Source organism: Streptomyces pimonensis (genome assembly GCF_041380215.1).
In the GTDB taxonomy this organism is placed as follows: Bacteria; Actinomycetota; Actinomycetes; order Streptomycetales; family Streptomycetaceae; genus Streptomyces; species Streptomyces pimonensis.
In genome coordinates, this window is the sequence record NZ_JAHWZY010000014.1 from 12,756 (window position 1) to 39,563 (window position 26,808).

At 68.6% G+C, this 26,808-nt stretch carries 22 protein-coding genes and 1 pseudogene; 13 read left to right on the forward strand and 10 right to left on the reverse strand.

Annotated features, from left to right (window positions below; translation table 11 throughout):
- The first annotated feature begins 134 nt into the window (after positions 1-134).
- From KYY02_RS15895 to KYY02_RS15910, 4 genes and pseudogenes are all read left to right on the forward strand, one after another.
- On the forward strand, positions 135-818 hold the full coding sequence (locus tag KYY02_RS15895) for a PadR family transcriptional regulator (RefSeq protein WP_371238604.1): 684 nt from the start codon (positions 135-137) through the stop codon (positions 816-818).
- Positions 819-862: 44 nt separating this feature from the next.
- The gene (locus tag KYY02_RS15900) at positions 863-1,945 is read left to right on the forward strand and encodes an inositol-3-phosphate synthase (protein ID WP_371238605.1); all 1,083 of its coding nucleotides are present in this window, start codon (positions 863-865) and stop codon (positions 1,943-1,945) included.
- Between the two features lie 29 nt (positions 1,946-1,974).
- Entirely contained in the window at positions 1,975-3,237 is a 1,263-nt protein-coding gene (locus KYY02_RS15905) for an MFS transporter (protein WP_371238606.1), read from the forward strand.
- A gap of 101 nt (positions 3,238-3,338) precedes the next feature.
- Positions 3,339-3,838 (forward strand): annotated as a pseudogene (locus tag KYY02_RS15910) (LppU/SCO3897 family protein); the annotation flags it as partial.
- 99 nt (positions 3,839-3,937) lie between these two features.
- On the opposite strand, the gene KYY02_RS15915 reads toward KYY02_RS15910, so the two are convergent.
- Positions 3,938-5,404: a CCA tRNA nucleotidyltransferase gene (locus KYY02_RS15915; RefSeq protein WP_371238607.1), complete on the reverse strand. Its 1,467-nt coding sequence runs from the start codon at positions 5,402-5,404 to the stop codon at positions 3,938-3,940.
- A gap of 197 nt (positions 5,405-5,601) precedes the next feature.
- On the opposite strand from KYY02_RS15915, the gene KYY02_RS15920 reads away from it, so the two are divergent.
- From KYY02_RS15920 to trxA, 8 genes are all read left to right on the forward strand, one after another.
- Positions 5,602-7,989 (forward strand): DUF6049 family protein, encoded by a 2,388-nt coding sequence (locus KYY02_RS15920; RefSeq protein WP_371238608.1) that lies wholly within the window; start codon positions 5,602-5,604, stop codon positions 7,987-7,989.
- 44 nt (positions 7,990-8,033) lie between these two features.
- Positions 8,034-10,349 (forward strand): murein biosynthesis integral membrane protein MurJ, encoded by a 2,316-nt coding sequence (gene murJ, locus KYY02_RS15925; RefSeq protein WP_371238609.1) that lies wholly within the window; start codon positions 8,034-8,036, stop codon positions 10,347-10,349.
- A gap of 519 nt (positions 10,350-10,868) precedes the next feature.
- Positions 10,869-12,167: an IS200/IS605 family accessory protein TnpB-related protein gene (locus KYY02_RS15930; RefSeq protein WP_371238610.1), complete on the forward strand. Its 1,299-nt coding sequence runs from the start codon at positions 10,869-10,871 to the stop codon at positions 12,165-12,167.
- A gap of 138 nt (positions 12,168-12,305) precedes the next feature.
- Entirely contained in the window at positions 12,306-14,027 is a 1,722-nt protein-coding gene (locus KYY02_RS15935) for a serine/threonine protein kinase (protein WP_371238611.1), read from the forward strand.
- A 31-nt stretch (positions 14,028-14,058) separates the two neighbouring features.
- The gene (sigM, locus tag KYY02_RS15940) at positions 14,059-14,784 is read left to right on the forward strand and encodes an RNA polymerase sigma factor SigM (RefSeq protein WP_371238612.1); all 726 of its coding nucleotides are present in this window, start codon (positions 14,059-14,061) and stop codon (positions 14,782-14,784) included.
- Positions 14,781-15,704, forward strand: a complete 924-nt coding sequence (locus KYY02_RS15945; RefSeq protein ID WP_371238613.1) for an anti-sigma factor family protein — start codon at positions 14,781-14,783, stop codon at positions 15,702-15,704. Before sigM ends, KYY02_RS15945 begins: the two co-directional genes overlap by 4 nt.
- A gap of 193 nt (positions 15,705-15,897) precedes the next feature.
- Positions 15,898-16,866 carry a thioredoxin-disulfide reductase gene (gene trxB, locus KYY02_RS15950; RefSeq protein ID WP_371238614.1) on the forward strand — a complete coding sequence of 323 codons (969 nt, stop codon included), beginning with the start codon at positions 15,898-15,900 and terminating at the stop codon, positions 16,864-16,866.
- A gap of 41 nt (positions 16,867-16,907) precedes the next feature.
- A complete protein-coding gene (gene trxA, locus KYY02_RS15955; protein ID WP_030820114.1) occupies positions 16,908-17,240 on the forward strand; it encodes a thioredoxin in 333 nt (110 codons plus the stop codon).
- 87 nt (positions 17,241-17,327) lie between these two features.
- Here the strand turns inward: trxA and KYY02_RS15960 are convergent, their stop codons facing one another.
- From KYY02_RS15960 to rpmH, 9 genes are all read right to left on the reverse strand, one after another.
- Positions 17,328-17,945 carry a GNAT family N-acetyltransferase gene (locus KYY02_RS15960; RefSeq protein ID WP_371238615.1) on the reverse strand — a complete coding sequence of 206 codons (618 nt, stop codon included), beginning with the start codon at positions 17,943-17,945 and terminating at the stop codon, positions 17,328-17,330.
- 328 nt (positions 17,946-18,273) lie between these two features.
- The gene (locus KYY02_RS15965; RefSeq protein ID WP_371238616.1) at positions 18,274-19,362 is read right to left on the reverse strand and encodes a ParB/RepB/Spo0J family partition protein; all 1,089 of its coding nucleotides are present in this window, start codon (positions 19,360-19,362) and stop codon (positions 18,274-18,276) included.
- The gene (locus tag KYY02_RS15970) at positions 19,359-20,435 is read right to left on the reverse strand and encodes a ParA family protein (RefSeq protein WP_371238745.1); all 1,077 of its coding nucleotides are present in this window, start codon (positions 20,433-20,435) and stop codon (positions 19,359-19,361) included. The genes KYY02_RS15965 and KYY02_RS15970 overlap by 4 nt, the downstream gene beginning before the upstream one ends.
- Positions 20,436-20,725: 290 nt before the next feature.
- Positions 20,726-21,442: a 16S rRNA (guanine(527)-N(7))-methyltransferase RsmG gene (rsmG, locus tag KYY02_RS15975; RefSeq protein ID WP_371238617.1), complete on the reverse strand. Its 717-nt coding sequence runs from the start codon at positions 21,440-21,442 to the stop codon at positions 20,726-20,728.
- Between the two features lie 122 nt (positions 21,443-21,564).
- A complete protein-coding gene (locus KYY02_RS15980; RefSeq protein ID WP_371238618.1) occupies positions 21,565-22,077 on the reverse strand; it encodes a Jag family protein in 513 nt (170 codons plus the stop codon).
- Between the two features lie 15 nt (positions 22,078-22,092).
- Positions 22,093-23,355, reverse strand: a complete 1,263-nt coding sequence (yidC, locus tag KYY02_RS15985) for a membrane protein insertase YidC (protein ID WP_371238619.1) — start codon at positions 23,353-23,355, stop codon at positions 22,093-22,095.
- Positions 23,356-23,358: 3 nt separating this feature from the next.
- Entirely contained in the window at positions 23,359-23,733 is a 375-nt protein-coding gene (yidD, locus tag KYY02_RS15990) for a membrane protein insertion efficiency factor YidD (protein ID WP_371238620.1), read from the reverse strand.
- Positions 23,730-24,101 carry a ribonuclease P protein component gene (rnpA, locus tag KYY02_RS15995; RefSeq protein ID WP_371238621.1) on the reverse strand — a complete coding sequence of 124 codons (372 nt, stop codon included), beginning with the start codon at positions 24,099-24,101 and terminating at the stop codon, positions 23,730-23,732. Before rnpA ends, yidD begins: the two co-directional genes overlap by 4 nt.
- A 21-nt stretch (positions 24,102-24,122) precedes the next feature.
- Positions 24,123-24,260 carry a 50S ribosomal protein L34 gene (gene rpmH, locus KYY02_RS16000; RefSeq protein ID WP_003956500.1) on the reverse strand — a complete coding sequence of 46 codons (138 nt, stop codon included), beginning with the start codon at positions 24,258-24,260 and terminating at the stop codon, positions 24,123-24,125.
- Positions 24,261-24,651: 391 nt separating this feature from the next.
- Here rpmH and dnaA point away from each other — a divergent pair, with 391 nt between their 5' ends.
- Positions 24,652-26,589, forward strand: coding sequence for a chromosomal replication initiator protein DnaA (gene dnaA / locus KYY02_RS16005; protein WP_371238623.1), 1,938 nt, complete (start codon positions 24,652-24,654; stop codon positions 26,587-26,589).
- Positions 26,590-26,808: the final 219 nt, after the last annotated feature.

Genomic DNA, 26,808 nt, shown 5'->3' on the forward strand with positions numbered 1-26,808 from the left:
TCTCCCCCTTGTCGCATCCGGGAGGCCGTTCTATCGTCGTGATGTATCGAGTCGATACATCAGCTCGGCATAAGGGCGGCGATGAGCCGCACACGAGTCCGTCACGGCACGACCGCGGCAGAGGGGAGGCGACGATGAGCCGGCGCTCCGGGATCCTCGAGTTCGCCGTGCTCGGCCTGCTCCGCGAGTCCCCGATGCACGGCTACGAGCTGCGCAAACGACTCAACACGTCACTGGGTGTGTTCCGTGCGTTCAGCTACGGGACGCTTTACCCCTGCCTCAAGACGCTGCTCGCAAACGGCTGGTTGATCGAGGAACCGGGAAACACCAGCGAGGACGCCCTCGCCGCTCCGCTCACGGGACGACGCGCCAAGATCGTCTACCGGTTGACGGCGGAGGGTAAGGAGCACTTCGAGCAGTTGCTCTCCCAGACGGGCCCGGACGCGTACGAGGACGAGACCTTCGCCGCGCGGTTCGCCTTCTTCGGGCAGACGTCGCGCGACGTGCGCATGCGCGTGCTCGAGGGCCGCCGCAGCCGGCTGGAGGAGCGCCTCGAGAAGATGCGCGCCTCCCTGGCCCGGACCCGGGAGCGCCTCGACGACTACACGCTTGAGCTCCAGCGCCACGGGATGGAGTCCGTGGAGCGCGAAGTGCGCTGGCTGAACGAGCTCATCGAGAGCGAGCGGGCCGGGCGGGACCTGAAGGGATCCGCCACCGGAGGACCCGCTCAGCAGGACACCACATCTGGAGCGACGGGCGGCCTGCCCCGGGCCGGGGACGACCCCCGACCGGATACGCCCGACGACACCGCCACGTGAGACCCGCCCAAGGGCCTCACTCGTACACACAGGGAGCAACCGGAATGGGTTCGGTTCGCGTAGCCATCGTCGGCGTGGGCAACTGCGCCGCATCGCTGGTGCAGGGCGTCGAGTACTACAAGGACGCCGACCCGGCGTCCAAGGTCCCGGGCCTGATGCACGTCCAGTTCGGCGACTACCACGTCCGTGACATCGAGTTTGTCGCCGCCTTCGACGTGGACGCCAAGAAGGTCGGCCTGGACCTCGCGGACGCCATCGGCGCCTCCGAGAACAACACCATCAAGATCTGCGACGTGCCGAACAGCGGCGTCCAGGTCCAGCGCGGCCACACCCTCGACGGTCTCGGAAAGTACTACCGGGAGACCATCGAGGAGTCCGCCGAGGAGCCGGTCGACGTCGTCCAGGTCCTCAAGGACAAGCAGGTCGACGTCCTCGTCTGCTACCTGCCCGTCGGTTCCGAGGACGCGGCGAAGTTCTACGCCCAGTGCGCCATCGACGCCAAGGTCGCCTTCGTCAACGCCCTCCCGGTCTTCATCGCCGGCACCAAGGAGTGGGCGGACAAGTTCACCGAGGCGGGCGTCCCGATCGTCGGCGACGACATCAAGTCCCAGGTCGGCGCCACCATCACGCACCGCGTCATGGCGAAGCTGTTCGAGGACCGCGGCGTCGTCCTGGACCGCACGATGCAGCTGAACGTCGGCGGCAACATGGACTTCAAGAACATGCTCGAGCGTGACCGCCTCGAGTCCAAGAAGATCTCCAAGACGCAGGCCGTCACCTCGCAGATCCCCGACCGGGAACTCGGCGAGAGGAACGTCCACATCGGCCCGTCCGACTACGTCGCCTGGCTGGACGACCGCAAGTGGGCCTACGTCCGCCTGGAGGGCCGCGCGTTCGGTGACGTCCCGCTGAACCTGGAGTACAAGCTCGAGGTCTGGGACTCCCCGAACTCCGCCGGTGTCATCATCGACGCCCTGCGCGCCGCGAAGATCGCCAAGGACCGGGGCATCGGCGGCCCGATCCTCTCGGCGTCCTCTTACTTCATGAAGTCCCCGCCGGTGCAGTACTTCGACGACGAGGCCCGCGAGAACGTCGAGAAGTTCATCCAGGGCGAGGTCGAGCGCTGAGACCCTCCCCGTATGTGAGGCTGTGACCCATGGCCGTCGTCCGTGACCTGCGCGTTCTGCTGCGCCTCCAGGGATTCAGACGTCTGCTCACCGTCCGGCTGCTCTCCCAGGGCGCCGACGGCGTCTTCCAGGTCGCGCTCGCCGCCTACGTGGTCTTCTCCCCCGAGAAGCAGACCTCGGCCACGGCGATCGCCTCCGCGATGGCGGTTCTCCTCCTCCCGTACTCCGTGGTCGGCCCCTTCGCGGGAGTTCTCCTGGACCGCTGGAGCCGCCGCCAGGTCTTCCTGTACGGCAACCTGCTGCGCGCCCTGATGGCCTCGGTGACCGCCCTCCTGATCCTCGGCCAGGTGCCCGACCGGCTCCTCTTCGTCGCCGCCCTGTGCGTCACGGGCGTCAACCGCTTCGTTCTCGCCGGACTGTCCGCCGCGCTGCCCCGCGTGGTGGACAGCGAGCGGCTGGTCGTCGCCAACTCCCTGTCCCCGACCGCCGGAACGCTCGCCGCGACCGCGGGCGGTGGTCTCGCCTTCCTCGTCCGTCTGGTCATCGCCGACTCGGACGCGGCCGTGGTGCTCGTGAGCGCCGCGCTGTATCTGTGCGCGGCCATGGCCTCACTGCGCATGGCGAGGGAACTGCTCGGTCCCGAACGTGCGTTGGCACACCCCCGGCTGGCCACGGCACTCACCGGGACGGCGCGCGATCTGCTGGCAGGCGTACGGCACCTCGCCGCTCCCCGGCGCAGGAAGGCCGCCTGGGCGCTCACGGCGATGTCGCTCATGCGGTTCTGCTACGGCGCGATGCTCGTCATGCTGCTGATGCTCTGCCGGTACGCCCTGACGTCGACCACCGACGAGGGGCTCGCCCTGCTGGGGCTGGCGTTGGGCGTGTCCGGGGCCGGCTTCTTCGCCGCGGCCCTCCTCACGCCCTGGGCCGCGGGGCGACTCGGCCCCGGCCCCTGGATCACGGTGTGCGCTGCGGCGGCTGCCGTGCTGGAGCCACTACTCGGCCTGCCCTTCGCCTCCGGCCCTCTGCTGGCCGGGGCGTTCGTCCTGGGTCTGACCACCCAGGGCGCGAAGATCGCCACGGACACCCTCGTCCAGGCCTGTGTCGACGACGACTTCCGTGGCCGGATCTTCTCCGTGTACGACGTCCTGTTCAACGTGGCCTTCGTCGGCGCCGCGGGAGTGGCCGCCCTGATGCTCCCGCCGGACGGCCGATCGGCCCCGCTGGTGGTGGCGATCGCCGTCGTCTACGGAGCGGTAGCTGTGTCCATGGCCCGCTGTGAGCGCCGGTAAGTGTCACATCACTGCCACAGAGCCTCATGGGCTACGGAGGTGCCAGTGCGGGCCGATAGTTTGTGTGCGTCTCCTCAGCACGTCTTTCGCGTCGCACATCCATGCTCCAGGGGGACTCTCAAGCAACCACTCCGCCGCCCCAGGGCAACCCGTTCGCACAGGGCCGGCGGCAGCCCTACGGCCAGCCTCAGGGCCAGGCTCCCTTCCCGCAGCAGGCGGGCCGACCGGGTTCCCCCCGCCGGGTACTCCGGTCCCCCCGCAACAGGGTCGCAAGCTCGGCTTCAAGGCGATCAAGAGCATCGTCATCGTCCTGATCGTCGCCGGCGTGGCCATCGGCGGCTGGATCGCCAGCAGGGACGACGCCGACACCACTGCGGTCGGTGACTGCACGCACCGCGGCAGCACGAACGCCGGCGACCCGGACTTCGAGGTCGTCGACTGCGGTGACGCGAAGGCGCGGCACACGGTGCTCGCCGAGATCGAGGGCGGCTTCTCCGGCCTCACGACTCAGAGCAAGTGCGACGCGGCAGCCAAGGGCTTCGAGTGCGCGTACACGGAAACCAACGGCAGCCAGAGCTTCCTCCTCTGCCTGAGGGACAAGTGGGCCAGACGGCGAGGGGCGGCGTTTCACGTGAAACGCCGCCCCTCGCCGTATCCAGGGTTGGATGTTTCACGTGAAACATCGAACCATTCCCCGCTCTCAGCCCTGCTGCCCTGCCCACCATTCCTTGAGCGCCGCCACCGCCGCGTCGTGCTCCATCGGACCGTGCTCCAGTCGGAGCTCCAACAAGTGCTTGTACGCCTGGCCGACGGCCGGGCCCGGCTTGACGCCGAGGATCTCCATGATCTGGTTGCCGTCGAGGTCCGGGCGGATGGCGTCCAGTTCCTCCTGCTCCTGGAGCTGGGCGATCCGCTCCTCCAGGCCGTCGTACGCACGCGAGAGCGCCGAGGCCTTGCGCTTGTTGCGGGTGGTGCAGTCCGAACGGGTCAGCTTGTGGAGCCGCCCGAGAAGCGGGCCGGCATCACGGACGTAGCGACGCACGGCGGAGTCCGTCCACTCTCCCGTGCCGTAACCGTGGAAGCGCAGATGGAGCTCGACAAGACGCGAGACGTCCCTCACCAGCTCGTTGGAGTACTTGAGCGCCGTCATACGCTTCTTGGTCATCTTCGCTCCGACCACTTCGTGGTGGTGGAACGAGACGCGCCCGTCCTTCTCGAAGCGCCGCGTGCGCGGCTTGCCGATGTCGTGCAGCAGGGCTGCCAGGCGAAGGGTCAGATCGGGGCCGTCCTCCTCCAGGTCCATCGCCTGCTCCAGGACGATCAGTGTGTGGTCGTAGACGTCCTTGTGCCGGTGGTGCTCGTCCCGCTCCAGGCGCAGGGCCGGCAGCTCGGGCAGCACGCACTCGGCGATCCCGGTGTCCACGAGCAGGGACAGTCCCTTGCGCGGGTGCGTGGAGAGGATCAGTTTGTTCAACTCGTCCCGCACGCGCTCGGCGGAGACGATCTCGATGCGCCCGGCCATCTCCTTCATCGCCATGACGACCTCGGGTGCCACCTCGAAGTCGAGCTGAGCGGCGAAACGGGCGGCCCGCATCATCCGCAGCGGATCGTCCGAGAAGGACTCCTCGGGCGTGCCCGGGGTGCGCAGCACCCGCGCGGCCAGATCGGCGCGGCCGCCGTGCGGATCGATGAACCGCTTCTCCGGCAGCGCGACGGCCATCGCGTTCACCGTGAAGTCACGACGGACCAGATCCTCCTCGATCGAGTCGCCGTACGACACCTCCGGCTTGCGCGAGGTGCGGTCGTACGCTTCCGAGCGATAGGTGGTCACCTCGATCTGGAAGCTTCGGTCGGCGTCTCCGACGCGGGCTTCCTTCTGTGCACCGACCGTGCCGAAGGCGATCCCGACGTCCCAGACGGCGTCCGCCCAGGGACGCATGATCTTCAGTACGTCCTGCGGGCGGGCGTCGGTCGTGAAGTCCAGATCGTTGCCGAGTCGGCCGAGCAGTGCGTCCCGCACCGAGCCGCCCACCAGGGCGAGTGAGAACCCGGCCTCCTGGAAGCGGCGGGCGAGGTCGTCGGCGACAGGGGCGACCCGCAGCAGTTCACTCACTGCGCGGTCCTGCGCCTGGCTCAGGGCACTGGTTTCTTCGTTGGCGTTCGGCACAACAGAAGAGGGTACGTGGCCCGAACGGCCCGAGGCGCCCTCATCGAGCGCGCGGACACCCCCGCCGATACATGGACAAGGCCCGCGCCCCTGATCTTGCAGGACCGGTCCGCGGCACTTCCTCCCAGTGCACCTCGTTACCATGCGTGGACGCACATTCCGACAACCACTGACGAAGACGAGGGACGGGCGAGCGCGTGGCCGAGGCGGCAGACTTCCCAGGGACGAGTCCCTCACCTGCCCGCCGCTGGCTGCGGCGCACCGGATCCCTGCTCGCCGGAGTGCCCCTGCTGACGGGGCTCGTCCAGCTGCCCACCGCACCCCCCGCGGACGCCGTCGGCGCGGACGCGTCGCAGGCCGTCTCCGGCAAGGGCTCGGTCTCCGTCTCGGTCGACACCCTCACCCCCGGCGCCCCCACCGAGGGCGACACCGTCACCGTGTCCGGGACAGTGACCAACAAGGGCAAGCAGACCGTCACCGACGCCCGTGTGGGGCTTCGTGTCGGGCCGCTGCTGAACACTCGCTCGAGCATCGACAGCGTCGCGAGGAACAGCACCGACGTACGGAGCGCCATCGGCGCGGAGGTCGGCGACAAGTACGCCGAGAAGTTCGACAAGCTCACTCCCGGTGTCTCGCAGCCCTTCGCCCTCTCCGTGCCGGTGAACAAGCTGGACCTCGGGAAGGACGGCGTCTACCAGCTGACCGTGGCGCTCTCCGGGGAGACCTCCGCGCAGCCGTGGCAGCAGACCCTCGGCGTCCAGCGCACGTTCCTGCCGTGGCTGCCGGACGACGCCGGCACGAAGACGAAGACGACGTTCATGTGGCCGCTGGTCTCCACCTCCCACATGACGGCGGAGACGGGTTCGGACGAGCAGCAGACCCCGGTCCTCCAGGACGACGACCTCGCCGAGGACATCTCCCCGGGCGGCCGACTGGACCGGATGGTGGCGCTGGGCAAGGACCTCGACGTCACCTGGGTGATCGATCCGGACCTGCTGGCGTCCGTCGAGGCGATGACCGGCCGGTACGAGGTCCCCGGCGAGGGTGACGCCACCCTCGCCGGCGGCCACCAGGCGGTCGCCAAGCGATGGCTCACCGAGGTACAGAAGGCCGTGACGGACAAAGAGGTCGTCGTGCTGCCGTTCGGCGACCCCGACCTGGCCTCCCTCGCGCACAACGGCACGTCCGTCACCGGCTCGCTGAGCCACCTCAAGGAAGCCAGCGACGTCGCCTCCGGCACCGTGGAGTCGATCCTCCACGTCGAACCCACCACGGACTTCGCCTGGCCCGTCGACGGCGCCGTCGACCCCTCCATCGTCAAGGTCGCCACATCCGCCGGAGCCGACAAGGTGATCGTCCGCAGCGACAGCTTCGAGGAGACCGGCGACCTGTCGTACACGCCCTCCGCGCCCCGGCCCATCGGCGGCGGCACCACGGCCGTCGTCTCGGACGCACGGCTGTCCACGGCGTTCCAGGGCGACATGCTCAGGGCTTCCGCCTCCACGCTCGCCGTGCAGCGGTTCCTGGCCCAGAGTCTGACGCTCGGGCTGCAGACGGGGAAGCAGCGCAGCGTCGTCGTCGCACCGCAGCGCATGCCGTCCGCCAGCCAGGCCCAGACGATGGCCGAGGCGCTCACGATCCTCCAGGACGGGACCTGGTCCGAGTCGCAGGACCTCACGACGGCCGCCAAGGCCGAACCGGACCCCGCCGCCACCACCAAGGTCCCCTCGGCCTCCGCGTACCCCTCCTCGTTGCGCGAGCGCGAGCTGCCGCGTGCCACGTTCGAGCAGATCGGAAGGACGCAGGCCAAGCTCGACAAGTTCAAGGTGATCCTCTCCGACCAGTCCCGGGTGGTGACCCCGTTCGGACGCGCCCTGAACCGGGCGATGTCCGTGTCGTGGAGGGGCCGGCAGTCCGAGGCGGCGATCTACCGGAGCGGCATCGAGTCGTACCTCGACACGCTCATCGGCCGGATCAGGCTGATCGACAAGTCGGAGACGAAACTCTCCGGCCGCAGCGCCACCATCCCCGTGACGGTCCAGAACAACCTGGTTCAGGGCGTCGAGCACCTGGTGCTGCGGCTCACCTCGACCAACCCGACCCGTCTCGAGATCGGTGGGGACTCCTACGAGGAGCAGCCCGTCGCGGTCTCCGGCGGCCACAGCCAGTCGGTGAAGTTCACCACGTCCGCCAACGCCAACGGACGGGCGACGGTGGTCGCCCAGCTGTACACGCAGGACGGCCAGAAGTACGGCGAACCCGTCACGTTCGATGTGAAGGTCACCGAGATCACCGCCACGGTGATGCTGGTCATCGGCGGTGGCGTGCTGTTGCTGGTCCTCGCCGGATTCCGGATGTACACCCAGCGCAAGCGGACCGCGGCCCGCGAGACGGACGGTCGGGATCACGAGGCGGACGAGGACACCGACGACCCGCAGAACCCGGAAGCCGCCGGAGGGCGTCCCACCCAGGAGGCCGGGACGGACGCGGGGGCGGACGACCCGGAGCAGCCGAGTGACCCGACACCGGACACCGCACCGGAGAACGCCGGCCCGTCCGGCACGGGTGAGAGAGTGGACCGTTGAGGATGTCGTGGCCGGTGGGCCCGGGACGATGAGGTGGGGTAACCATGAACGCGCCGTACGACGGTGACCGCGGCCATGCCGCGGGCAACTCGGGCCATCCCGAGTCGGACCCCCCGCAGGGGCCGCCGCCCGGGCACGGCCAGGCGCCGCAGCCCCACGCCGACCCGTACCTCCAGGACGCCTACGACCAGGACCCCTACCGGGCACAGGACCTCGCCGCCCAGGACCCGGTCGCCGAGGCGCTCTACGACCGCGCCGCGCACCCGCCGCCCCCTCCCGGCGCCTTCCCTCCTCAGCAGCCGCTGTACGGGCAGCCGCCCCAGTCCCCGTACGCCCCCGACCCACGGGTGTGGGCCCAGACCCCCGCGCCCGAGCCGGACGGACCGACGCAGTACCTGCCGTACGGCGACGACCCGCGCACCACGCAGTTCGTGGGCGTGGACGACCTGGTCGGCCAGGCCGGCGATCAGCGCCATGAACCGGACGCCTTCGCCCATCTGTTTCATGATCAGCAGCAGAGCGGCGTCTTCCCCGACCAGCAGCACGGCGGCGGCTACCCCCAGCAGCACGGCGGCGGGCACCCGGGCCACCCCCCGGTGAGCGGTCCACAGCCCTACGCGCCGGTGCCGGGGCCGGCCACCTCGACGCCCGGCCACTACGCGGGAGCCACTCCGCCCGTCACAGAGGCTCCCGCACCTGAACCGGTTCCCGCCCCCGCCCCGAAGAAGGGCGGTAGGGCCGGGGGACTGCTGAAGTCGAGCGCCGTGATGGCGGCGGGCACGATGGTGTCCCGCCTCACCGGGTTCGTCCGGTCCGCGATGATCGTCTCCGCGCTGGGCCTCGCTCTGCTGGGCGAGTCGTTCCAGATCGCCTACCAGCTGCCGACCATGATCTACATCCTGACCGTCGGCGGCGGCCTCAACTCCGTCTTCGTACCGCAGCTCGTGCGAGCGATGAAGGACGACGAGGACGGGGGCGAGGCGTACGCGAACCGCCTGCTGACGCTCGTCATGGTGGCCCTGGCTGCGCTCACCGCCCTCGCGTGGCTGGCCGCTCCCCTCCTGGTACGTGCCCTGTCGGTCCCGGTCGCCGACGACCCCGCGGCCAACGACGTCGCCGTCGCCTTCACCCGCTTCTTCCTGCCCTCCATCTTCTTCATGGGCATTCACGTGGTGATGGGTCAGATCCTCAACGCACGCGGCCGGTTCGGCGCGATGATGTGGACCCCGGTCCTGAACAACATCGTCATCATCGTCACCCTCGGCACCTTCATCTGGGTCTACGGAACCGCCGCGGACTCGCAGATGAAGGTCACGAACATCCCGCCGGAGGGCCTGCGGCTGCTGGGCGTCGGCGTCCTGCTCGGACTCGTCGTCCAGGCCCTGGCCATGATTCCGTACCTGCGCGAGACCGGATTCCGTATCCGCCCGCGCTTCGACTGGAAGGGCCACGGACTGGGCAAGGCGGCCATGCTCGCCAAGTGGACCATCCTGTTCGTCCTCGCCAACCAGGCAGGCGCACTGGTGGTCACCCAGTTGGCCACCGCGTCGGTCAAGGACACGGGCATCGCCGGCACGGGCTTCAGCGCCTACTCCAACGCCCAGCTGATCTGGGGCCTGCCCCAGGCCATCATCACCGTCTCCCTGATGGCCGCCCTCCTGCCCCGTATCTCACGCTCGGCGGCCGAGGACGACGCCGGTGCCGTCCGGGACGACATCTCCCAGGGCCTGCGCACCACGGCCGTCGCGATCGTGCCGGTCGCCTTCGGCTTCGTCTCGCTCGGCATCCCGATGTGCACGCTGATGTTCGGTTCCTCGGGCACCGGAGCGGCCACCAACATGGGCTACATGCTGATGGCCTTCGGCCTCGGCCTGATCCCCTACTCCGTGCAGTACGTCGTCCTGCGCGCCTTCTACGCGTACGAGGACACCCGAACCCCCTTCTACAACACGGTTATCGTGGCCGCGGGCAACGCGATCGCCTCGGGCATCTGCTACGTCGTACTCCCGGCCCGCTGGGCCGTGGTCGGCATGGCCGCCTCCTACGGCCTGGCCTACGTGATCGGTGTCGGCGTCGCCTGGAGCCGACTGCGCAAGCGGCTGGGCGGGGACCTGGACGGTGCCCGGGTGCTGCGGACCTACGCGCGGCTGTGCATCGCCTCCGTCCCCGCCGCGCTGCTCAGCGGCGCGGCCTGCTACGGGGTCGTGCAGACGCTCGGCCAGGACGTCCTGGGCTCGTTCGCGGCACTGCTGGCCGGTGGGGCCGTACTGTTCGGAGTCTTTTTCGTGGCCGCCCGCCGGATGCGGATCGAGGAAGTCAACTCGCTGGTCGGTATGGTGCGCGGACGCCTTGGACGCTGAGCCAGGGGGTTTCGAGTCGAGGGCGTATGAGCGCGTTCTGGCGTGTGTAGGTGTGTGTCCGGACTGCGGCGTGCACGGTTTCCGGGGGAGGGAACGGGAGTTCCCGGATCGAATGCATGACCTTTTTGTGCGTGCGGTCGTTGAGAGCGGGTGACAGACGTGTCCGGGCCGTGTGGAAGAGGGACGAGGGTGGACGTGCCGCGTGAGTTGTCGTCGTCGTTCGCCCTCCTTGCCCCACCCGGTGTCGCGACCCGCACCCGGCTCAAGGGGTTGAGCGCTGGGGACGAGGAAGTATTGCGGCTGGTCGGCGCGCATCTCGGGTCACTGGCCTCCAGCGACCTGAAGCGGCGCTGTGGCGATGGGCTGGAGCACTCTGCGGACACGTGGGCACAGCGCAAGCGCGTTCTGGCCGAGCAGTCCTCGTCACGGCGGGCGGGCAGTATCACCGAGGCGACGCATGACCAGTGGACACTGTCGCGGCGTGTACAGCTCGCCCACATCCAAGGACTGGAAGCCGGTGTGCGCACGATTGCACACCGGCTGTCGCTGCTGGTCGGCGAGAAGGTGACGAAGCGGGCCCCGGGTGGCTACCGCACCCAGCGGGAGTGGTTCGCCAAGACCCGCCGATTGCACCTGTTGGAGGGCCGGCTGGCCGCTGAGCGGACCGACCGCGAAGCCGGGCGTGTGCGCGTGGTGCAAGGTGGGAAGCGGCTGGCCCGCAACCGTCAGCACCTCGAACAAGCACAGCTCACCGAGGACGTATGGCGGCAGCGGTGGGAAGCCGCGCGCTGGTTCCTCCGGGCCGGCGGCGAGAGCGGGAAGCGGTTCGGGAACGAGACAATCCGTGGCACCCCGGACGGGGAGGTGAGCATCAAACTCCTGGTCCCATTCGCCCACCTGGCCGACAGCGGGCGAGACCGGTACGTCCTGACCGGTACTGTCGCCTTCCGCCACCGGGACGAGAAATGGGCCGACCGGGTGTCGGCGGACCGCGCCGTCGCCTGCCGCATCCGCCTGGACACCGGCCGGGGCCGCTGGTACCTCACTGCGTCCTGGACGATCCCGCCGGCCCGGACCGTACCGCTGGCCCAGGCCCGCACCGGCGGCCTGGTCGGCGTCGGTGCCGACACCGACCACCTCGCGGCATGGTGCCTGGACGAGTACGGCAACCCCGTCGGCGAGCCCCGCCGGTTCTCCCACGATCTGTCCGGAAGCGCCGCCCACCGGGACGCCCAGGTCCGCCACGCCCTGATCCGCCTCCTGCATTGGGCCGTCCGGCACCGACTCGCGATCGCCATCGAGAACCTGGACTTCCAGACGGAGACGACCCGGGAGAGACACGTCAGGCGCAAGCGGTTCCACAGGCTCATCTCCGGTATGCCCGTCTCCAGGCTGCGGGCACGACTGGCGAGCATGGCCGCTGAGCTGGGGATCACCGTCGTCGCGGTCGACCCCGCCTACACCCCCAGGTGGTGCGCCCAGCGCTGGCAAAAGCCCCTCACCGCAGAGGCCCGCAAGACTTCTCGCCACGACGCCGCAGCCGTGGCGATCGGACGACTCGCCCTCGGGCACCGCATCCGTCGACGGACGGCACCGCCCCCTGCCCACCAGAGCGATGGACAGGGGCATCGGACCGCCCAGGCCAGTTACGGCGGCCGAGGACGCGAGGGAACCCACCCCCGGATTCCCGGACCACGGACACGATCCGCGTCACCGGCCCCACGGGCGAAAGCGGGTGACCAGCATGCCCGACACTGTTCGGGGCACGCGACTGAGCACGGGTCCTGGTGCCAGGACTTACTCCCGCTCAGTCTTTAGGAACGGTAGGCGCACAACCATCATCGGCCACTGTGTGTCGTGCATAGCGGCGGACTGTGGGCACAATTGGTCTCGGCGTCGAACGGCGCGCGACGGACGCCGGCCGACGCGCATGGGATGGGGAGGCAGGGAACGACGGTGGCCGAACGGAGCACAGCTGCCGTCGACGTGGCAGACGACAGTGGCGAGCAGCCGCTGACCGCGCAGGCGGACCAGTCCACGGCCGACGGGGTGGCCCAGAACCGGGAGCGGGACACGGACAACGACGAGGCACAGCAGAGCACCGGGCCCGGAGGTTCCGCGATGGTCTCGCCGCCCGAACTGCACAGTGGTCACAAGCTCGCCAGGCGTTACCGCCTCGAGGAGTGCGTCACCCGTCTGGACGGGTTCAGCAGTTGGCGTGCCGTGGACGAGAAGCTCCGCCGCGCCGTCGGTGTGCACATCCTGCCCGCGGATCACGCGCGCGCCCGGTCGGTCCTGGCCGCGGCCCGTTCCTCCGCCCTGCTGGGCGACCCGCGCTTCGTCCAGGTCCTGGACGCCGTGGAGGAGAACGACGTCGTCTACGTCGTGCACGAGTGGCTGCCCGACGCCACCGAACTGACGGCGCTTCTGGCGTCCGGCCCACTGGAGGCGTACGACTCCTACCAGATGGTCAGCCAGGTCTCCGCCGCCATGGCCGCGGCCCACCGCGAGGGCCTCGCCCATCTGCGTCTGAACCCCAATGCCGTCCTGCGCACCTCGACCGGCCAGTGGCGCATCCGCGGCCTCGCGGTGAACGCGGCGCTGCGCGGCGTCGGCTCCGACACCCCCCAGCGCACCGACACCGAGTCCATCGGCGCCCTGCTCTATGCGGCGCTCACCCAGCGCTGGCCGTACGAGAGCGACGCCTACGGCATGTCGGGGCTGCCGAAGGACATCGGGCTGATCCCGCCCGACCAGGTGCGCGCCGGCGTTCACCGCGGGCTGTCCGAACTGGCCATGCGCGCGCTGGCCAACGACGGCGCCACCGCCTCGCGCCACGAGTCGGCGTGCACCACCCCCGAGGAACTGGTGAAGGCGATCGGCGAGATGCCCCGCATCCGCCCGCCGGAGCCCACGTTCGCCACCCCGCCCGACTACCAGCGCACGACGTACCAGCAGGGCACCTACGGCCGTCCGACGCCGCACCCGGGCGTCACCCAGCCCGTGCCGGCCCCGCCTCCCCCGCTGCAGAGCCGCACGGGCAAGACACTGAAGTGGGCCGTCTCGGCCCTGCTGATCACCGCACTGGGCCTGGGCAGCTGGCAGCTCGCGGACGCGCTCCTGGGCCAGGACAAACAGTCCGACGACACCAACCAGACACAGACGACGGACGGCGGCGACAAGAGCGACGACAAGCCCAAGCCGGCCAAGCCACTCGGCATCGAGGGCGCCCAGGAGTACGTGGCCGAGGGCGAAGCACAGCATCCGGGTGATGTGGGCCTGACGTACGACGACAGCACAACGACGGGATGGCGGACCAACAGCTACACGGACGGTCCGAAGATAGTGATCAAGCCCGGAGTCGGCATCGTCTACGACCTCGGCTCCGACCAGGAGGTGTCGGCCGCGACGCTCTCCCTGCGGTACGGCGGCGATCACACCACCGTCAAGCTGTACGCCACCGACTCCCTGAGTTCGTCCACACCGCTGAGTTCCATGAAGGAACTGGGCGAGACGACGACGAACAGCACGTCCGCGAAGGTGACGATCGACAAGCCGGTGAAGAGTCGCTACGTGCTGGTGTGGCTGACCGCGATGCCGTACTCCGGCCAGGATTCCGTCAACTACAGCCAGCCCGGCTACAAGCAGGCCATCACCGATATCGAAATCCTCGGCTGACAGCTCACCGCGTCCCAGGGGAAGGGGTCCGATGGCAGACGACAGCGTCTACGGCGACGTCAGCGATCAGGACCTCCTCGCCCGCCATGTGGAGGGCGACCTCGACGCCTTCGGTGAACTCGTACGCCGGCACCGTGACCGGCTGTGGGCCGTGGCCCTGCGGACACTCGGCGACCGCGAGGAGGCCGCTGACGCCGTCCAGGACGCCCTCGTCTCCGCCTACCGGGCCGCCCATACCTTCCGCGGCCAGTCGGCCGTCACGACGTGGCTGCACCGGATCACGGTGAACGCCTGCCTGGACCGTGCCCGCAAGGCATCCTCTCGCAAGACCTCTCCGGTCGACGACACGAAGCGCCTGGAGCAGTTGCTCGAACCCCACGAGTCCGCCTCCGCTCCCGCCGAGCGCAACGACCTGCACCGCCAGCTCATCGAGGCCATGGGTACCCTCCCGTCCGATCAGCGGGCCGCACTCGTCCTCGTGGACATGCAGGGCTATCCGGTCGCCGAAGCCGCCCGCATCCTCGATGTGCCCACCGGCACGGTGAAGAGCCGCTGCGCGCGGGGCAGAGCCAGACTCCTGCCCCTGCTCACCCACCTACGGCCGGACGGCCCTGGTGAGGGCAGGAAACAGAGCGAGGGACGGAACCGTACGCAGGGGACACCCGTCCCACCCGCAGCGGGGTCGCGGCAAGCGGATCCGCCGGACCCAGGATCGAACGACCCGGCTGCAGTGAAGGGCGGAGGTGGGCGAGCGTGACGTCGATGACAGACATGGCGGAGCACCCGGACGTCACGGAGATCTCCGACCTGGCCGAAGGACTCCTCCCGTCCGCCCGGAGCGCCGACGTGCGCCGGCATCTGGACACGTGCGCGCTCTGCGCGGACGTCCATGCCTCTCTCAAGGGGATCCGCGACCTGCTCGGCACGGCGCCGGGCCCGCCCCGCATGCCCGCCGAGGTGGCGGGCCGCATCGACGCCGCACTGGCCGCAGAGGCCCTGCTGCACGCAACGACACCGAAGCCTGAGGCTGAGGCTGCCGAGGAACCCGCCGGTACTTCTCCCGCGTCCCCCGACGACGAGCCCGCGCATGTTTCACGTGAAACGCCGAGGCCCCAGGACCGGCCCGCCGGGCGCCCCCGTTCCGCCACGACCGGACCGGGACGCAAGGACCGTCCACGCGGTGGGCGCCGCCGGGTCCCCGTCCTGGGAACCATGTTCACCGTCGTTGTTCTAGGGCTGGGGACGGTGGTGCTGTCCTCCATGAACGACGGCACCGGCCAGGACGAAGGTCCCGAGACGGCCGCCTCGGACACCTTCTTCGAGGGGAAGCTGGAGAAACAGGTCACCGATCTTCTCACGCAGAGCCAAGGGAAGAAGGAAGGCTCCAGCACCGCGCACACCTTCGGGTCGCAGTCGGAGCCCGACGCCGTCAGTCCCAGGGCCTTCAAGGATCCTGCGGTGCCGAAATGCGTCAGCGACGGCATCGGCCGCAATGACACCGCACTCGTCACCGAGAAGGGCACGTACAAGGGGAGGGACGCGATGCTCGTCGTGCTTCCCGACGTCTCGGACGGCACCCGGGTGACCGCGTACCTCGTCGAGGCTACCTGTGTGGACAGTCCGTCCACGGCTGTCACGGCGAAGGTTCTGCTGAAGCGCTCCTACACGCGCCCCTGACAACCGGCGCTTCGCCGCCCTCCTGCGTGGTATCCCGTACGGTGTACGGCTTCTCCGTGCCGGCAGCGGGTCGTGCCCGTGCGCCCGGACGCCACGGGAATGCGCGCCCCTTAGGATCCGTTGGGTGGGGTGAGAGTTCCGAAAGAAGCTTCCCCCGGTCGACCGATGCAGACCAGAGACGAGGAATCAAGCCGTGAGCGACGTCCGTAACGTGATCATCATCGGCTCGGGGCCCGCCGGCTACACGGCGGCGCTCTACACCGCCCGCGCGTCGCTGAAGCCCCTGGTGTTCGAGGGCGCCGTCACCGCCGGCGGCGCGCTGATGAACACCACCGAGGTCGAGAACTTCCCCGGCTTCCAGGACGGCATCATGGGCCCCGAGCTCATGGACAACATGCGAGCTCAGGCTGAGCGCTTCGGCGCCGAGCTCGTCCCGGACGATGCGGTCGCCGTCGACCTGACCAGTGAGATCAAGACCGTCACGGACACCGCCGGCACGGTCCACAGGGCGAAGGCCGTCATCGTCACCACCGGGTCGCAGCACCGCAAGCTCGGCCTGCCCAACGAGGACGCCCTGTCCGGCCGCGGTGTCTCGTGGTGCGCCACGTGTGACGGGTTCTTCTTCAAGGACCACGACATCGCCGTGATCGGTGGTGGCGACACCGCGATGGAAGAGGCCACCTTCCTCTCCCGCTTCGCCAAGTCCGTGACGATCGTCCACCGCCGTGACACCCTGCGCGCCTCCAAGGCGATGCAGGAGCGCGCTTTCGCCGACCCGAAGATCTCGTTCGTCTGGGACAGCGAGGTCGCCGAGGTCCAGGGCGACCAGAAGCTCTCGGGCCTGAAACTGCGCAACGTCAAGACCGGTGAGCTCTCCGACCTGGCGGTGACCGGTCTGTTCATCGCGATCGGCCACGACCCGCGCACCGAGCTCTTCAAGGGCCAGCTGGAGCTGGACGAGGAGGGCTACCTGAAGGTCGAGGCACCCTCGACGCGCACGAACCTCCCCGGTGTCTTCGGCGCCGGCGACGTGGTCGACCACACCTACCGTCAGGCGATCACCGCGGCCGGTACGGGCTGTGCCGCCGCCCTCGACGCCGAGCGCTTCCTCGCCGCTCTCGCGGACGAGGACAAGGCCGAGCCCGAGAAGACCGCTGTCTGACCCCCATCCGCCTCACGCACCGACCAGTTAAGGAGCCCGCTGTGGCCGGCACCCTGAAGCATGTGACCGACGACTCCTTCGAGCAGGACGTCCTCAAGAGCGACAAGCCCGTCCTGGTGGACTTCTGGGCCGCCTGGTGCGGTCCGTGCCGTCAGATCGCCCCCTCCCTCGAGGCGATCGCCGCCGAGTACGGCGACAAGATCGAGATCGTCAAGCTCAACATCGACGAGAACCCGGCCACGGCCGCCAAGTACGGCGTCATGTCCATCCCGACCTTGAACGTCTACCAGGGTGGTGAGGTCGCCAAGACCATCGTCGGCGCCAAGCCGAAGGCCGCGATCGTCCGCGATCTCGAGGACTTCATCGCCGAATAAGAGCTGACCGCCTCCCCGGCGGCACGTGTTTCACGTGAAACACGAATGGGCCGACCCAGATGGGTCGGCCCATTCGTATGAGGAACATCAGAGGGGCCGCAGCGCCGGCTCCTTCTGTACCGCCCCGAGCAGCCGGTCCAGCGCCATCTCGACGTCTTCCTTCCAGGAGAGCGTCGTCCTCAGCTCCAGCCTCAGTCGAGGGTAGGTGGGGTGCTGGCGGACCGTCTTGAAGCCCACGGCCAGCAGATGATCGGCGGGCAGGACACAGGCCGGCTCCTTCCAGCGGGCGTCGCCGAACGCCTCGATCGCTTTGAAGCCCCGACGCAGCAGATCCTTGGCCACTGTCTGCACCATCACCCGTCCCAGTCCTTGCCCCTGGTACTCCGGCATGATGAACGCGGTCATCAGCTGCACCGCATCGGGCGATACGGGGCTAGTGGGAAACGCTGCGGAGCGTGGCACATAGGCGGGTGGAGCGTAGAGGACGAAACCCGCGGGGACGTCATCGACGTAGACGATCCTTCCGCAGGATCCCCAGTCCAGCAGGACGGCCGAGATCCACGCCTCCTTCTCGACCGCGGGGGTTCCCGCCTTTACCGCTGCCTCGCCGCTGACGGGGTCGAGTTCCCAGAAGACGCACGAGCGACAGCGCTGGGGAAGATCCGGAAGGTTGTCCAGCGTGAGCGGTACGAGCCGACGGCCCATGAAGGCTGTTCCTCGCTTCCTTCGCCCGCTGCCTCGCGGGCGGCTGTCAGAGCACTCCGTTCCCTGAGCAGGCTGCCGATGAAACCGCTGACGGCGCCCACCCCCAGTCCTACGCTCATCAGTCCGGTGCGGCTTGTCATTCGCATGGCCCCTGCTTTGCTCTCAGAGGTACTGCCGGGTGAATGCGCCCTGTCCGAACGCATCGTATCCATGAAGCGATTCCATTGACACCGCCAAAAAGCAAAGGGCGGACCGTGTCCCGGTGTACACCGGGACACGGTCCGCCCCTGGTCGCCCAGTCGGACGCACGGCCGACTGGGCCGAAGGGTCAGGACTCGGTCTCCATGGAGTCGTCATCCACCAGACTTCTCTGGAGAACGGGGCCCTCTCCCGGGGCGAGGGTGCCGAGGATACGTTCGAGGTCCTCCATGGAGGCGAACTCGACGGTGATCTTGCCCTTCTTCTGTCCCAGGTCGACCTTCACCCGCGTCTCGAAGCGATCCGAAAGACGCATCGCCAGATCCGTCAGTGCCGGCGAGACAAGAGCTCCGGCGCGCGGCCCCTTGGACCGCTGGGCCTTCTGAGGACCTGAACCCATCAGGGTCACGATCTCCTCGACCGCCCGCACCGAGAGCCCTTCGGCCACGATCCGGTGGGCCAGCCGGTCCTGCTCCTCGGCGTCCTCAACGGACAGCAGCGCACGTGCGTGTCCGGCGGACAGCACACCGGCGGCCAGCCGTCGCTGAACGGCCGGCGGCAGCTTCAGCAGACGCAGCGTATTGGACACCTGCGGGCGGGACCGGCCGATGCGGTCAGCCAGCTGATCCTGCGTGCAGTTGAAGTCCTTCAGCAGCTGGTCGTAGGCGGCGGCCTCTTCCAACGGGTTCAGCTGGGCGCGGTGCAGGTTCTCCAACAGCGCGTCCAAGAGGAGCTTCTCGTCCTCCGTAGCACGCACGACCGCCGGAATCGCCTGGAGTCCCGCCTCGCGGCAGGCCCGCCACCGCCGCTCCCCCATGATGAGCTCGTAGCGCGCGGAATCCACCTGTCGTACGACGACCGGCTGGAGGAGACCGACCTCCTTGATGGAGGTGACCAGCTCGGACAGCGCATCCTCGTCGAAGACCTCACGCGGCTGCCGGGGGTTCGGCGTAATGGCATCAAGAGGGATCTCGGCGAAATGCGCACCCATGGGCGACACGGACGAGACCGCAGCGCCCTCCTCCGTTTCACGTGGAACATTCGACAGCATGGCCACCTTCGCGGCAGCCACTCCTCGCTCGCTCGGCAATATCGGCATCGCCGAAGGGGACGAGGAAGCAGCGCCGCCCACCGCGACCGGCGCCATCGTCTTCTCCGTCGGGGCGGTAGGGATCAGTGCGCCGATACCACGACCCAGCCCTCTCCGTCGCTCGCTCACTGAACGCCCTCCACCATGCTCGGATCGTTCTGCCGTACGCCGGGGTGGGCCTGCGACGCGTCATAGCTGACGCCGACACCCCTCAGCGCAATCTCTCGTGCCGCCTCGAAATAGGAGAGGGCACCACTTGATCCAGGATCGTAAGTCAGCACCGTCTGCCCATAGCTCGGCGCCTCCGAGATACGGACGGAGCGGGGAATGCTCGTCCGCAGCACCTCGTCGCCGAAGTGGGTGCGCACCTCGTCCGCCACCTGCGACGCGAGCCGCGTCCGGCCGTCGTACATGGTGAGCAGAATCGTCGATACGTGCAGGGTGGGGTTGAGGTGCCCCCGTACCAGGTCGACATTGCGCAGCAGCTGTCCCAGCCCCTCCAGCGCGTAGTACTCGCACTGGATCGGAATCAGAACCTCCTGACCGGCCACCATCGCGTTGACCGTCAGCAGGCCGAGTGAGGGCGGGCAGTCGATGAGGATGTAGTCCAGCGGCTGCTCATACGCCTGGATCGCACGCTGCAGCCGGCTTTCCCGAGCCACCAGCGACACCAGCTCGATCTCCGCACCAGCGAGATCGATCGTGGCAGGCGCACAGAAGAGCCCCTCGACATCGGAAACAGGCTGGACGACCTCCGCGAGCGGCTTGCTCTCCACCAGGACGTCATAGATGGAGGGGACCTCCGCATGGTGGTCGATGCCCAGGGCCGTGGACGCGTTGCCCTGGGGGTCGAGGTCGATTACCAGGACACGGCTGCCGTGCAGAGCGAGCGACGCGGCAAGGTTGACGGTGGTGGTCGTCTTGCCGACACCACCCTTCTGGTTGGCGACCACGATGACACGGGTCTGCTCGGGCCGTGGCAGGCCCTCACCGGCTCGCCCCAGAGCCTCCACCGCCAGTTGGGCAGCACGACCGATGGGAGTGTCGTCCATCGGGGGCGGCGTTTCACGTGAAACATCCGCTCCCGTCGAATCGGTACGGGGACCGGGGACCGGATCGGTCATCGGTCCCGCGATGTTGGCGTCGGACCGCAAGGATTCACTCTCCTCGACTTCAGGCTCGCTATGAACAGAGACTCCCATGCCTTGGGGGCCGTGAACCAGTGAGCCCTGACGTTCTGTGGAGAAAACCACCTCTGTGGACAACTCCACCCCTCCTGAGAAGGCGGGTGTCTCGTCGGGAACCGGAACCTCCCCGAGCGAACCGAGGGGCTTTCGGCCACGGGGTTCGGCCGCAGCGCGCCCTCGCCTGATGATGTCGTGCAGCAGTGAGCGACGTTTCACGTGAAACACGATGCATAGCGGCCGAGGCGGCACTGCCGCGACACTCCGGCAGCATGGATGTGACAGCTTGTGTGGAGTACGTCCGGCCCTCAGCGTCGGCGCCGGATTCTTCCCGCACGAGCAGCCTTCGCACGCTTCGCCGCGAACCGCACACCGCCCGGGCTCTCCCCGACCTCGACCCGCACCACTGTGGACATCGGATTCACGACGCCCTCGCCCACCTGCACGATGGATGTCTCCACGGCACCGAGTTTGCTCAGCGCCGTCGCCGCACTCTTCAGCTCCTCCTCGGCGGCGTCGCCCTTGAGTGCCAGCATCTCGCCGTAGGGCCGCAGCAGAGGAATGCCCCACGTGGCCAGGCGGTCCAGCGGAGCCACGGCGCGTGCGGTCACCACATGCACCGGAGGCAGCTTCCCCATGACCTCCTCGGCCCGACCGCGCACGACCGTCACGTGGTCCAGTCCGAGCAGCTCGACGACCTCGGTCAGAAAGTTGGTGCGCCGGAGCAGCGGCTCCAACAGGGTGATCTTGAGGTCCTCCCGGACCAGCGCCAGGGGGATGCCCGGCAGGCCCGCGCCCGAGCCCACATCACACACCATCACGCCCTCGGGCACGACCTCCGAGAGCACCGCGCAGTTCAACAGGTGTCGCTCCCACAGTCGGGGGACCTCGCGCGGCCCGATCAAGCCGCGTTGCACGCCCGCCTCGGCGAGCAGCTCCGCGTACCGGACCGCGTCCTCGAAGCGATCGCCGAACACCTCACGTGCCTGCTCGGGCGCGGGGGGAAGCTCCGCTGCCTCCGTCACGGGGGACCGTCCTTCCGTACCGTGCCGACACCGGATGCCGACACCAGAACCACAGAACTATCAGGCTGACAAAGTTCGGCCCCGTCTGCGCAACAGACGGGGCCGGTGGAACGTAGAACCGATCAGGCGGGAAGCACGACGACGAAGCGCTGCGGCTCCTCGCCCTCGGACTCGCTGCGCAGGCCGGCCGCCTTGACCGCGTCGTGCACGACCTTGCGCTCGAACGGAGTCATCGGATCCAGCTTCACGGCCTCGCCACTGCTCCTGGCCTCGGCCGCCGCCTTGGCCCCCAGCTCGAACAGCTCGGTCCGCTTCTGGGCCCGGTAACCGGCGATGTCGAGCATGAGACGGCTGCGGTCCCCGGTCTCCCGGTGCACGGCCAGACGCGTGAGCTCCTGGAGCGCCTCCAGCACCTCACCATCACGACCCACCAGCTTCTGCAGGTCGCGGCTGCCCGTGTCGCTGATGATCGAAACGGAGGCGCGGTCGGCCTCGACGTCCATGTCGATGTCGCCGTCGAGGTCGGCGATGTCGAGCAGACCCTCCAGATAGTCCGCCGCGATCTCACCCTCCTGCTCCAGGCGGGTCAGGGTGTCTGCGCCCTCGGCAGCGGCGGAGGTGGTGCCTTCCGTCACGGGATGGACTCCTTCTTACTTCTTGGACGGGGACTTGGGCCGCTGCGGTCCCTTGCGCTGCCCGGACTGGGCCCTGCTGCGGGTACTGCCGGCGGGCTTGGCTTTGTCCTTCTTGGCAGGACCGGCGGGCTTGGCGTCCTCGGGTTCCTCGGGCTTGGTCAGTGAAATGGGCTCACCGGCCGCCTTGGCCGTACCGGACTGGCGCTGGGACTTGGTCTGCCGCTTGGGCTGCTGCCGCTTGGCGGCGGCCCCAGCGGCCGCGTCCTCGGCCTGCGCGGCGGCCGTGCTCTCGCCCTTGACCACCGTGCCGTCGGCCTGGGCCGCGAGGCCCGCCTTGTTCAGACCGTTGACGAACTTGCGCTCGTACTCGTTGCGGTCCCGGCCCTTGGCCACGATGGCCTTGACGATGGCGCGCTCACCACGGCCGCGGGTCCTGCCGTGCTTGGAGACGCTCTTGAGGAGGCGCTCCAGGTAAGCGGCCTGGGCCTTGGAACCCGGCGTGGGGTTGTTGTGGATGAAGTACATCTGCTGGCCCATGGTCCACACGTTGGTGGTCAGCCAGTAGACGAGGACACCGACCGGGAAGTTGATGCCGAAGACGGCGAAGATGACGGGGAAGACGTACATCAGCATCTTCTGCTGCTGCATGAACGGCGTCTTCACCGTGGTGTCGACGTTCTTCGTCATCAACTGGCGCTGCGTGTAGAACTGCGACAGCGACATCAGAATGATCATGATGGCCGTGACGATGCGGACATCGGTCAGCGAGGAGTTGAGCGCCTCGACCTTCTCCGAGCTGTCCGTGAACTTCGCCGCGAGCGGGGCGCCGAAGATGTGGGCCCTCTGCGCGCTCTCCAGCAGACGCTCGTTGATCACGCCGATGGTGTCGTTCGACGCGATGCTGTTGAGCACGTGGTAAAGGGCGAAGAAGAACGGCGACTGCGCCAGGATCGGAAGGCACGAGGAGAGCGGGTTGGTGCCCGTCTCCTTGTACAGCTTCATCATCTCTTCGGACTGGCGCTGCCGGTCGTTCTTGTAACGCTCCTGGATCTTCTTCATCTCCGGCTGGAGCGTCTGCATCGCGCGCGTCGCCTTGATCTGCTTCACGAAGAGCGGGATCAGGCAGATACGGATCAGAATCACCAGGGACACGATCGACAGGCCCCAGGCCCACCCGGTGTCGGGGCCGAAAATGGCCCCGTACACCTTGTGGAACTGGACGATGACCCAGGAGACAGGTGTCGTGATGAAGCTGAAGAGGCTGGCAATCGTGTCCACTAATCATGCTCCTTGGGCATGGGACGAGGTCTCTGCGGCCGGGCTCGAAGGACTCGTCCTACCTGTGGGGGAGGCTCGTCCCTCGGTGGCCGGTTCGGCGGCGGAGGTCCCGCCCCTGCGTGCACGCCAGGCGTCACGCAACATTTCGTGCCACCGCGGACGCTTGCGCGGAGGGACATGGTCCACACCACCCAGCGACCACGGATTGCACCGGAGAATGCGCCAGGCCGTGAGCGCTGTGCCCTTGATGGCGCCGTGCCGGTCGATGGCCGTGTAGCCGTAGTGGGAACACGACGGGTAGTACTTGCACACCGGCCCCAGCAGCGGACTGATCGTCCACTGGTAGACCTTGATCAGAGCCAGCAGCGGGTACTTCATCGCGCGCCCCCTCCCAGCAGCCGCCGCAGGGCGGCATCCAGGTCTCGGGCCAGTTGTGCGTGGTCGGCGTCGCCCGCACCGGGCAGCGCTCGTACGACTACCAGGCTACCGGGGGGCAGCCCACCGACTCGCTCGCGCATCAGATGGCGAAGCCTGCGCTTCACCTTGTTGCGCACCACCGCACCACCCACGGCCTTGCTCACGACGAAACCCGCACGCGACGGGGGAGCGCTCTCCCCAGGCGCATGCGGGTTCGTGGGACCGCTACGAAGATGGACGACGAGATGCCGACTTCCGGCCCGGCGCCCTCGTCGTACCGCGGTCGCGAAGTCCTCGCGCCGCCTCAGCCGGTTCTCGGTGGGCAGCACGACGGCATGACCTGACCGGGATCAGGCGGACAGACGGGCGCGACCCTTGCTGCGGCGGGACGCGAGAATCGCGCGGCCGGCACGGGTGCGCATACGCAGCCGGAAGCCGTGGGTCTTGGCGCGACGACGGTTGTTCGGCTGGAAGGTGCGCTTGCTCACTCGGGGGCTCCAGAAAGACTCGGTGTTTGCGGGGTGCCGTCCTGGCTGTCACCGTGCGCCCACGAGTAGCTCGCGTTACGCCCGAGTGCACCGCTGACCGATCACCTTGCGTGATCTGTGCCCATCGGAGGCAGGCGGCAGCAGCCATCGACAACTCGACCTGGTCACGGTACGCGCGGCTGCGCCATTCGGTCAAACCGGCGACGGCTGGGAGACACTTGTCCACAGCCTGGGGACAACAACTTGAACCGTACCGGCCGCGCTGACTACCGTGGCTGGACTCCCATTCGTTCCCTTGACGATTCCTTCCCTCGACCCCCCACCACCCGATTTACATCCCGACCCGTCCTTCGCATCACACGATCGGAGGACCTGTGAGAGAGCGTGCCCTGTGGCTGACGTACCTGCCGATCTTGCCGCAGTGTGGCCACGCGTACTGGAGCAACTCCTCGGGGAAGGCCGCGGACAAGGAGTCGAGGTCAAGGACGAGCACTGGATCCGGCGCTGCCAGCCGCTGGCACTCGTCGCCGACACCGCGCTGCTCGCCGTACCCAACGAGTTCGCCAAGGGCGTGCTCGAGGGCCGCCTCGCCCCTGTCGTCGGCGAGAGCCTGAGCCGCGAGTGCGGACGCCCGATCCGCATCGCGATCACCGTCGACGACACCGTCGGCGAGCCCCCGTCCCCACCGGCGCCCCGGCCGCGCTACGAGGAACCCGAGCTCCCGGCCGTCCGCCAGGACCGCCCCGACCACCTCGACCGGTCCGGCCGGCAGGAGCGGCAGGAGCGGCAGGAGCGCGAACCGTACGAGGGATACGACGGCTACGAGGGATACGGCCGCCGCCGCACCGACCAGCAGCAGGGCCCCTCCGGTGACCATCTGCCCACCGCCCGCCCCGTCTACCCGTCGGAGTACCAGCGTCCGGAGCCCGGCGCCTGGCCGCGGCAGACGCAGGAGGAATACGGCTGGCAGCAGCAGCGCCTCGGCTTCCCGGAGCGGGACCCGTACGCCACTCCCCCGCAGGAGGCGTACGGCCCGCAGGACGGTTACGGCGGCGGCTCGCCCGTACAGGACTACCGCCCCCAGCCCGCGGACCGGCCGTCCTACGAGCAGCAGCGCCCCGACTACGAGGCGTCACGCGGCGACTACGAACAGCGCGACGCCGTACGCCGTGAACCGCCCGCCTCCCCCTCCGGGCACGTCCACCGCGGCGGTCCCGTGGGCCCCAACCTGCCCACCACCGGCGCACCCGGCCCGCTGGCCGCACAGCCCGCACCGGCGACCGGCCCCGGCGAGCCGACCGCGCGGCTGAACCCGAAGTACCTCTTCGACACGTTCGTCATCGGCGCGTCCAACCGCTTCGCGCACGCGGCGGCGGTCGCCGTCGCCGAGGCGCCGGCGAAGGCCTACAACCCGCTTTTCATCTACGGGGAGTCCGGGCTCGGCAAGACCCACCTGCTGCACGCGATCGGACACTACGCGAGGAGCCTGTACCCCGGCACGCGCGTGCGGTACGTGAGCTCGGAGGAGTTCACCAACGAGTTCATCAACTCCATCCGCGACGGCAAGGGCGACAGCTTCCGCAAGCGCTACCGCGAGATGGACATCCTGCTCGTCGACGACATCCAGTTCCTGGCGGACAAGGAGTCGACGCAGGAGGAGTTCTTCCACACCTTCAACACGCTTCACAACGCCAACAAGCAGATCGTCCTCTCCAGCGACCGGCCGCCCAAGCAGCTGGTCACGTTGGAGGACCGGCTGCGGAACCGTTTCGAGTGGGGTCTGATCACCGACGTCCAGCCGCCGGAGCTGGAGACGCGCATCGCGATCCTGCGCAAGAAGGCCGTCCAGGAGCAGCTCAACGCCCCGCCGGAGGTGCTGGAGTTCATCGCCTCCCGGATCTCGCGGAACATTCGTGAGCTGGAGGGCGCGCTGATCCGGGTGACGGCGTTCGCCTCGCTCAACCGGCAGCCGGTGGACCTGGGCCTGACGGAGATCGTCCTCAAGGACCTGATGCCCGGCGGCGACGACTCGACGCCGGAGATCACGTCGACGGCCATCATGAGCGCCACGGCCGACTACTTCGGCCTCACGGTCGAGGACCTGTGCGGCAGCTCCCGGGGCCGGCAGCTGGTGACGGCCCGCCAGATCGCCATGTACCTGTGCCGTGAGCTGACAGACCTGTCGCTGCCGAAGATCGGCGCGCTGTTCGGCGGCCGCGACCACACCACGGTGATGCACGCCGACCGGAAGATCCGCAATCTGATGGCCGAGCGGCGTTCCATCTACAACCAGGTCACCGAGCTCACCAACCGCATCAAGGCCGGCTGAACGGCCCGCGGAGCGGACGGCATCGTCGTCGAGGGCGCCCCCGGAGCGGTCCGAGGGCGCCCTTCCCCATGTCCCGGACGTCTCGCCTCCGCGTCGGGCAGCCCGCCGTTGTTCGATTCCGATGCCGGGTTACGGCCTTCGTCCACAGATTCAGTGACTTTTTCCCGTCCACATCCTGGGGACCGAGAAGTTGTCCCGATCTTGTCCACAGGGCAGCCT

What these genes read in the sequence shown, in the direction of transcription:
- KYY02_RS15895 (WP_371238604.1), top strand. Translation starts at nt 135, where the DNA reads ATGAGCCGGCGCTCCGGGATCCTCGAGTTCGCCGTGCTCGGCCTGCTC.
- KYY02_RS15900 (WP_371238605.1), top strand. Translation starts at nt 863, where the DNA reads ATGGGTTCGGTTCGCGTAGCCATCGTCGGCGTGGGCAACTGCGCCGCA.
- KYY02_RS15905 (WP_371238606.1), top strand. Translation starts at nt 1,975, where the DNA reads ATGGCCGTCGTCCGTGACCTGCGCGTTCTGCTGCGCCTCCAGGGATTC.
- murJ (WP_371238609.1), top strand. Translation starts at nt 8,034, where the DNA reads ATGAACGCGCCGTACGACGGTGACCGCGGCCATGCCGCGGGCAACTCG.
- sigM (WP_371238612.1), top strand. Translation starts at nt 14,059, where the DNA reads ATGGCAGACGACAGCGTCTACGGCGACGTCAGCGATCAGGACCTCCTC.
- KYY02_RS15960 (WP_371238615.1), bottom strand. Translation starts at nt 17,945, where the DNA reads ATGGGCCGTCGGCTCGTACCGCTCACGCTGGACAACCTTCCGGATCTT.
- KYY02_RS15970 (WP_371238745.1), bottom strand. Translation starts at nt 20,435, where the DNA reads ATGGGAGTCTCTGTTCATAGCGAGCCTGAAGTCGAGGAGAGTGAATCC.
- yidD (WP_371238620.1), bottom strand. Translation starts at nt 23,733, where the DNA reads ATGAAGTACCCGCTGCTGGCTCTGATCAAGGTCTACCAGTGGACGATC.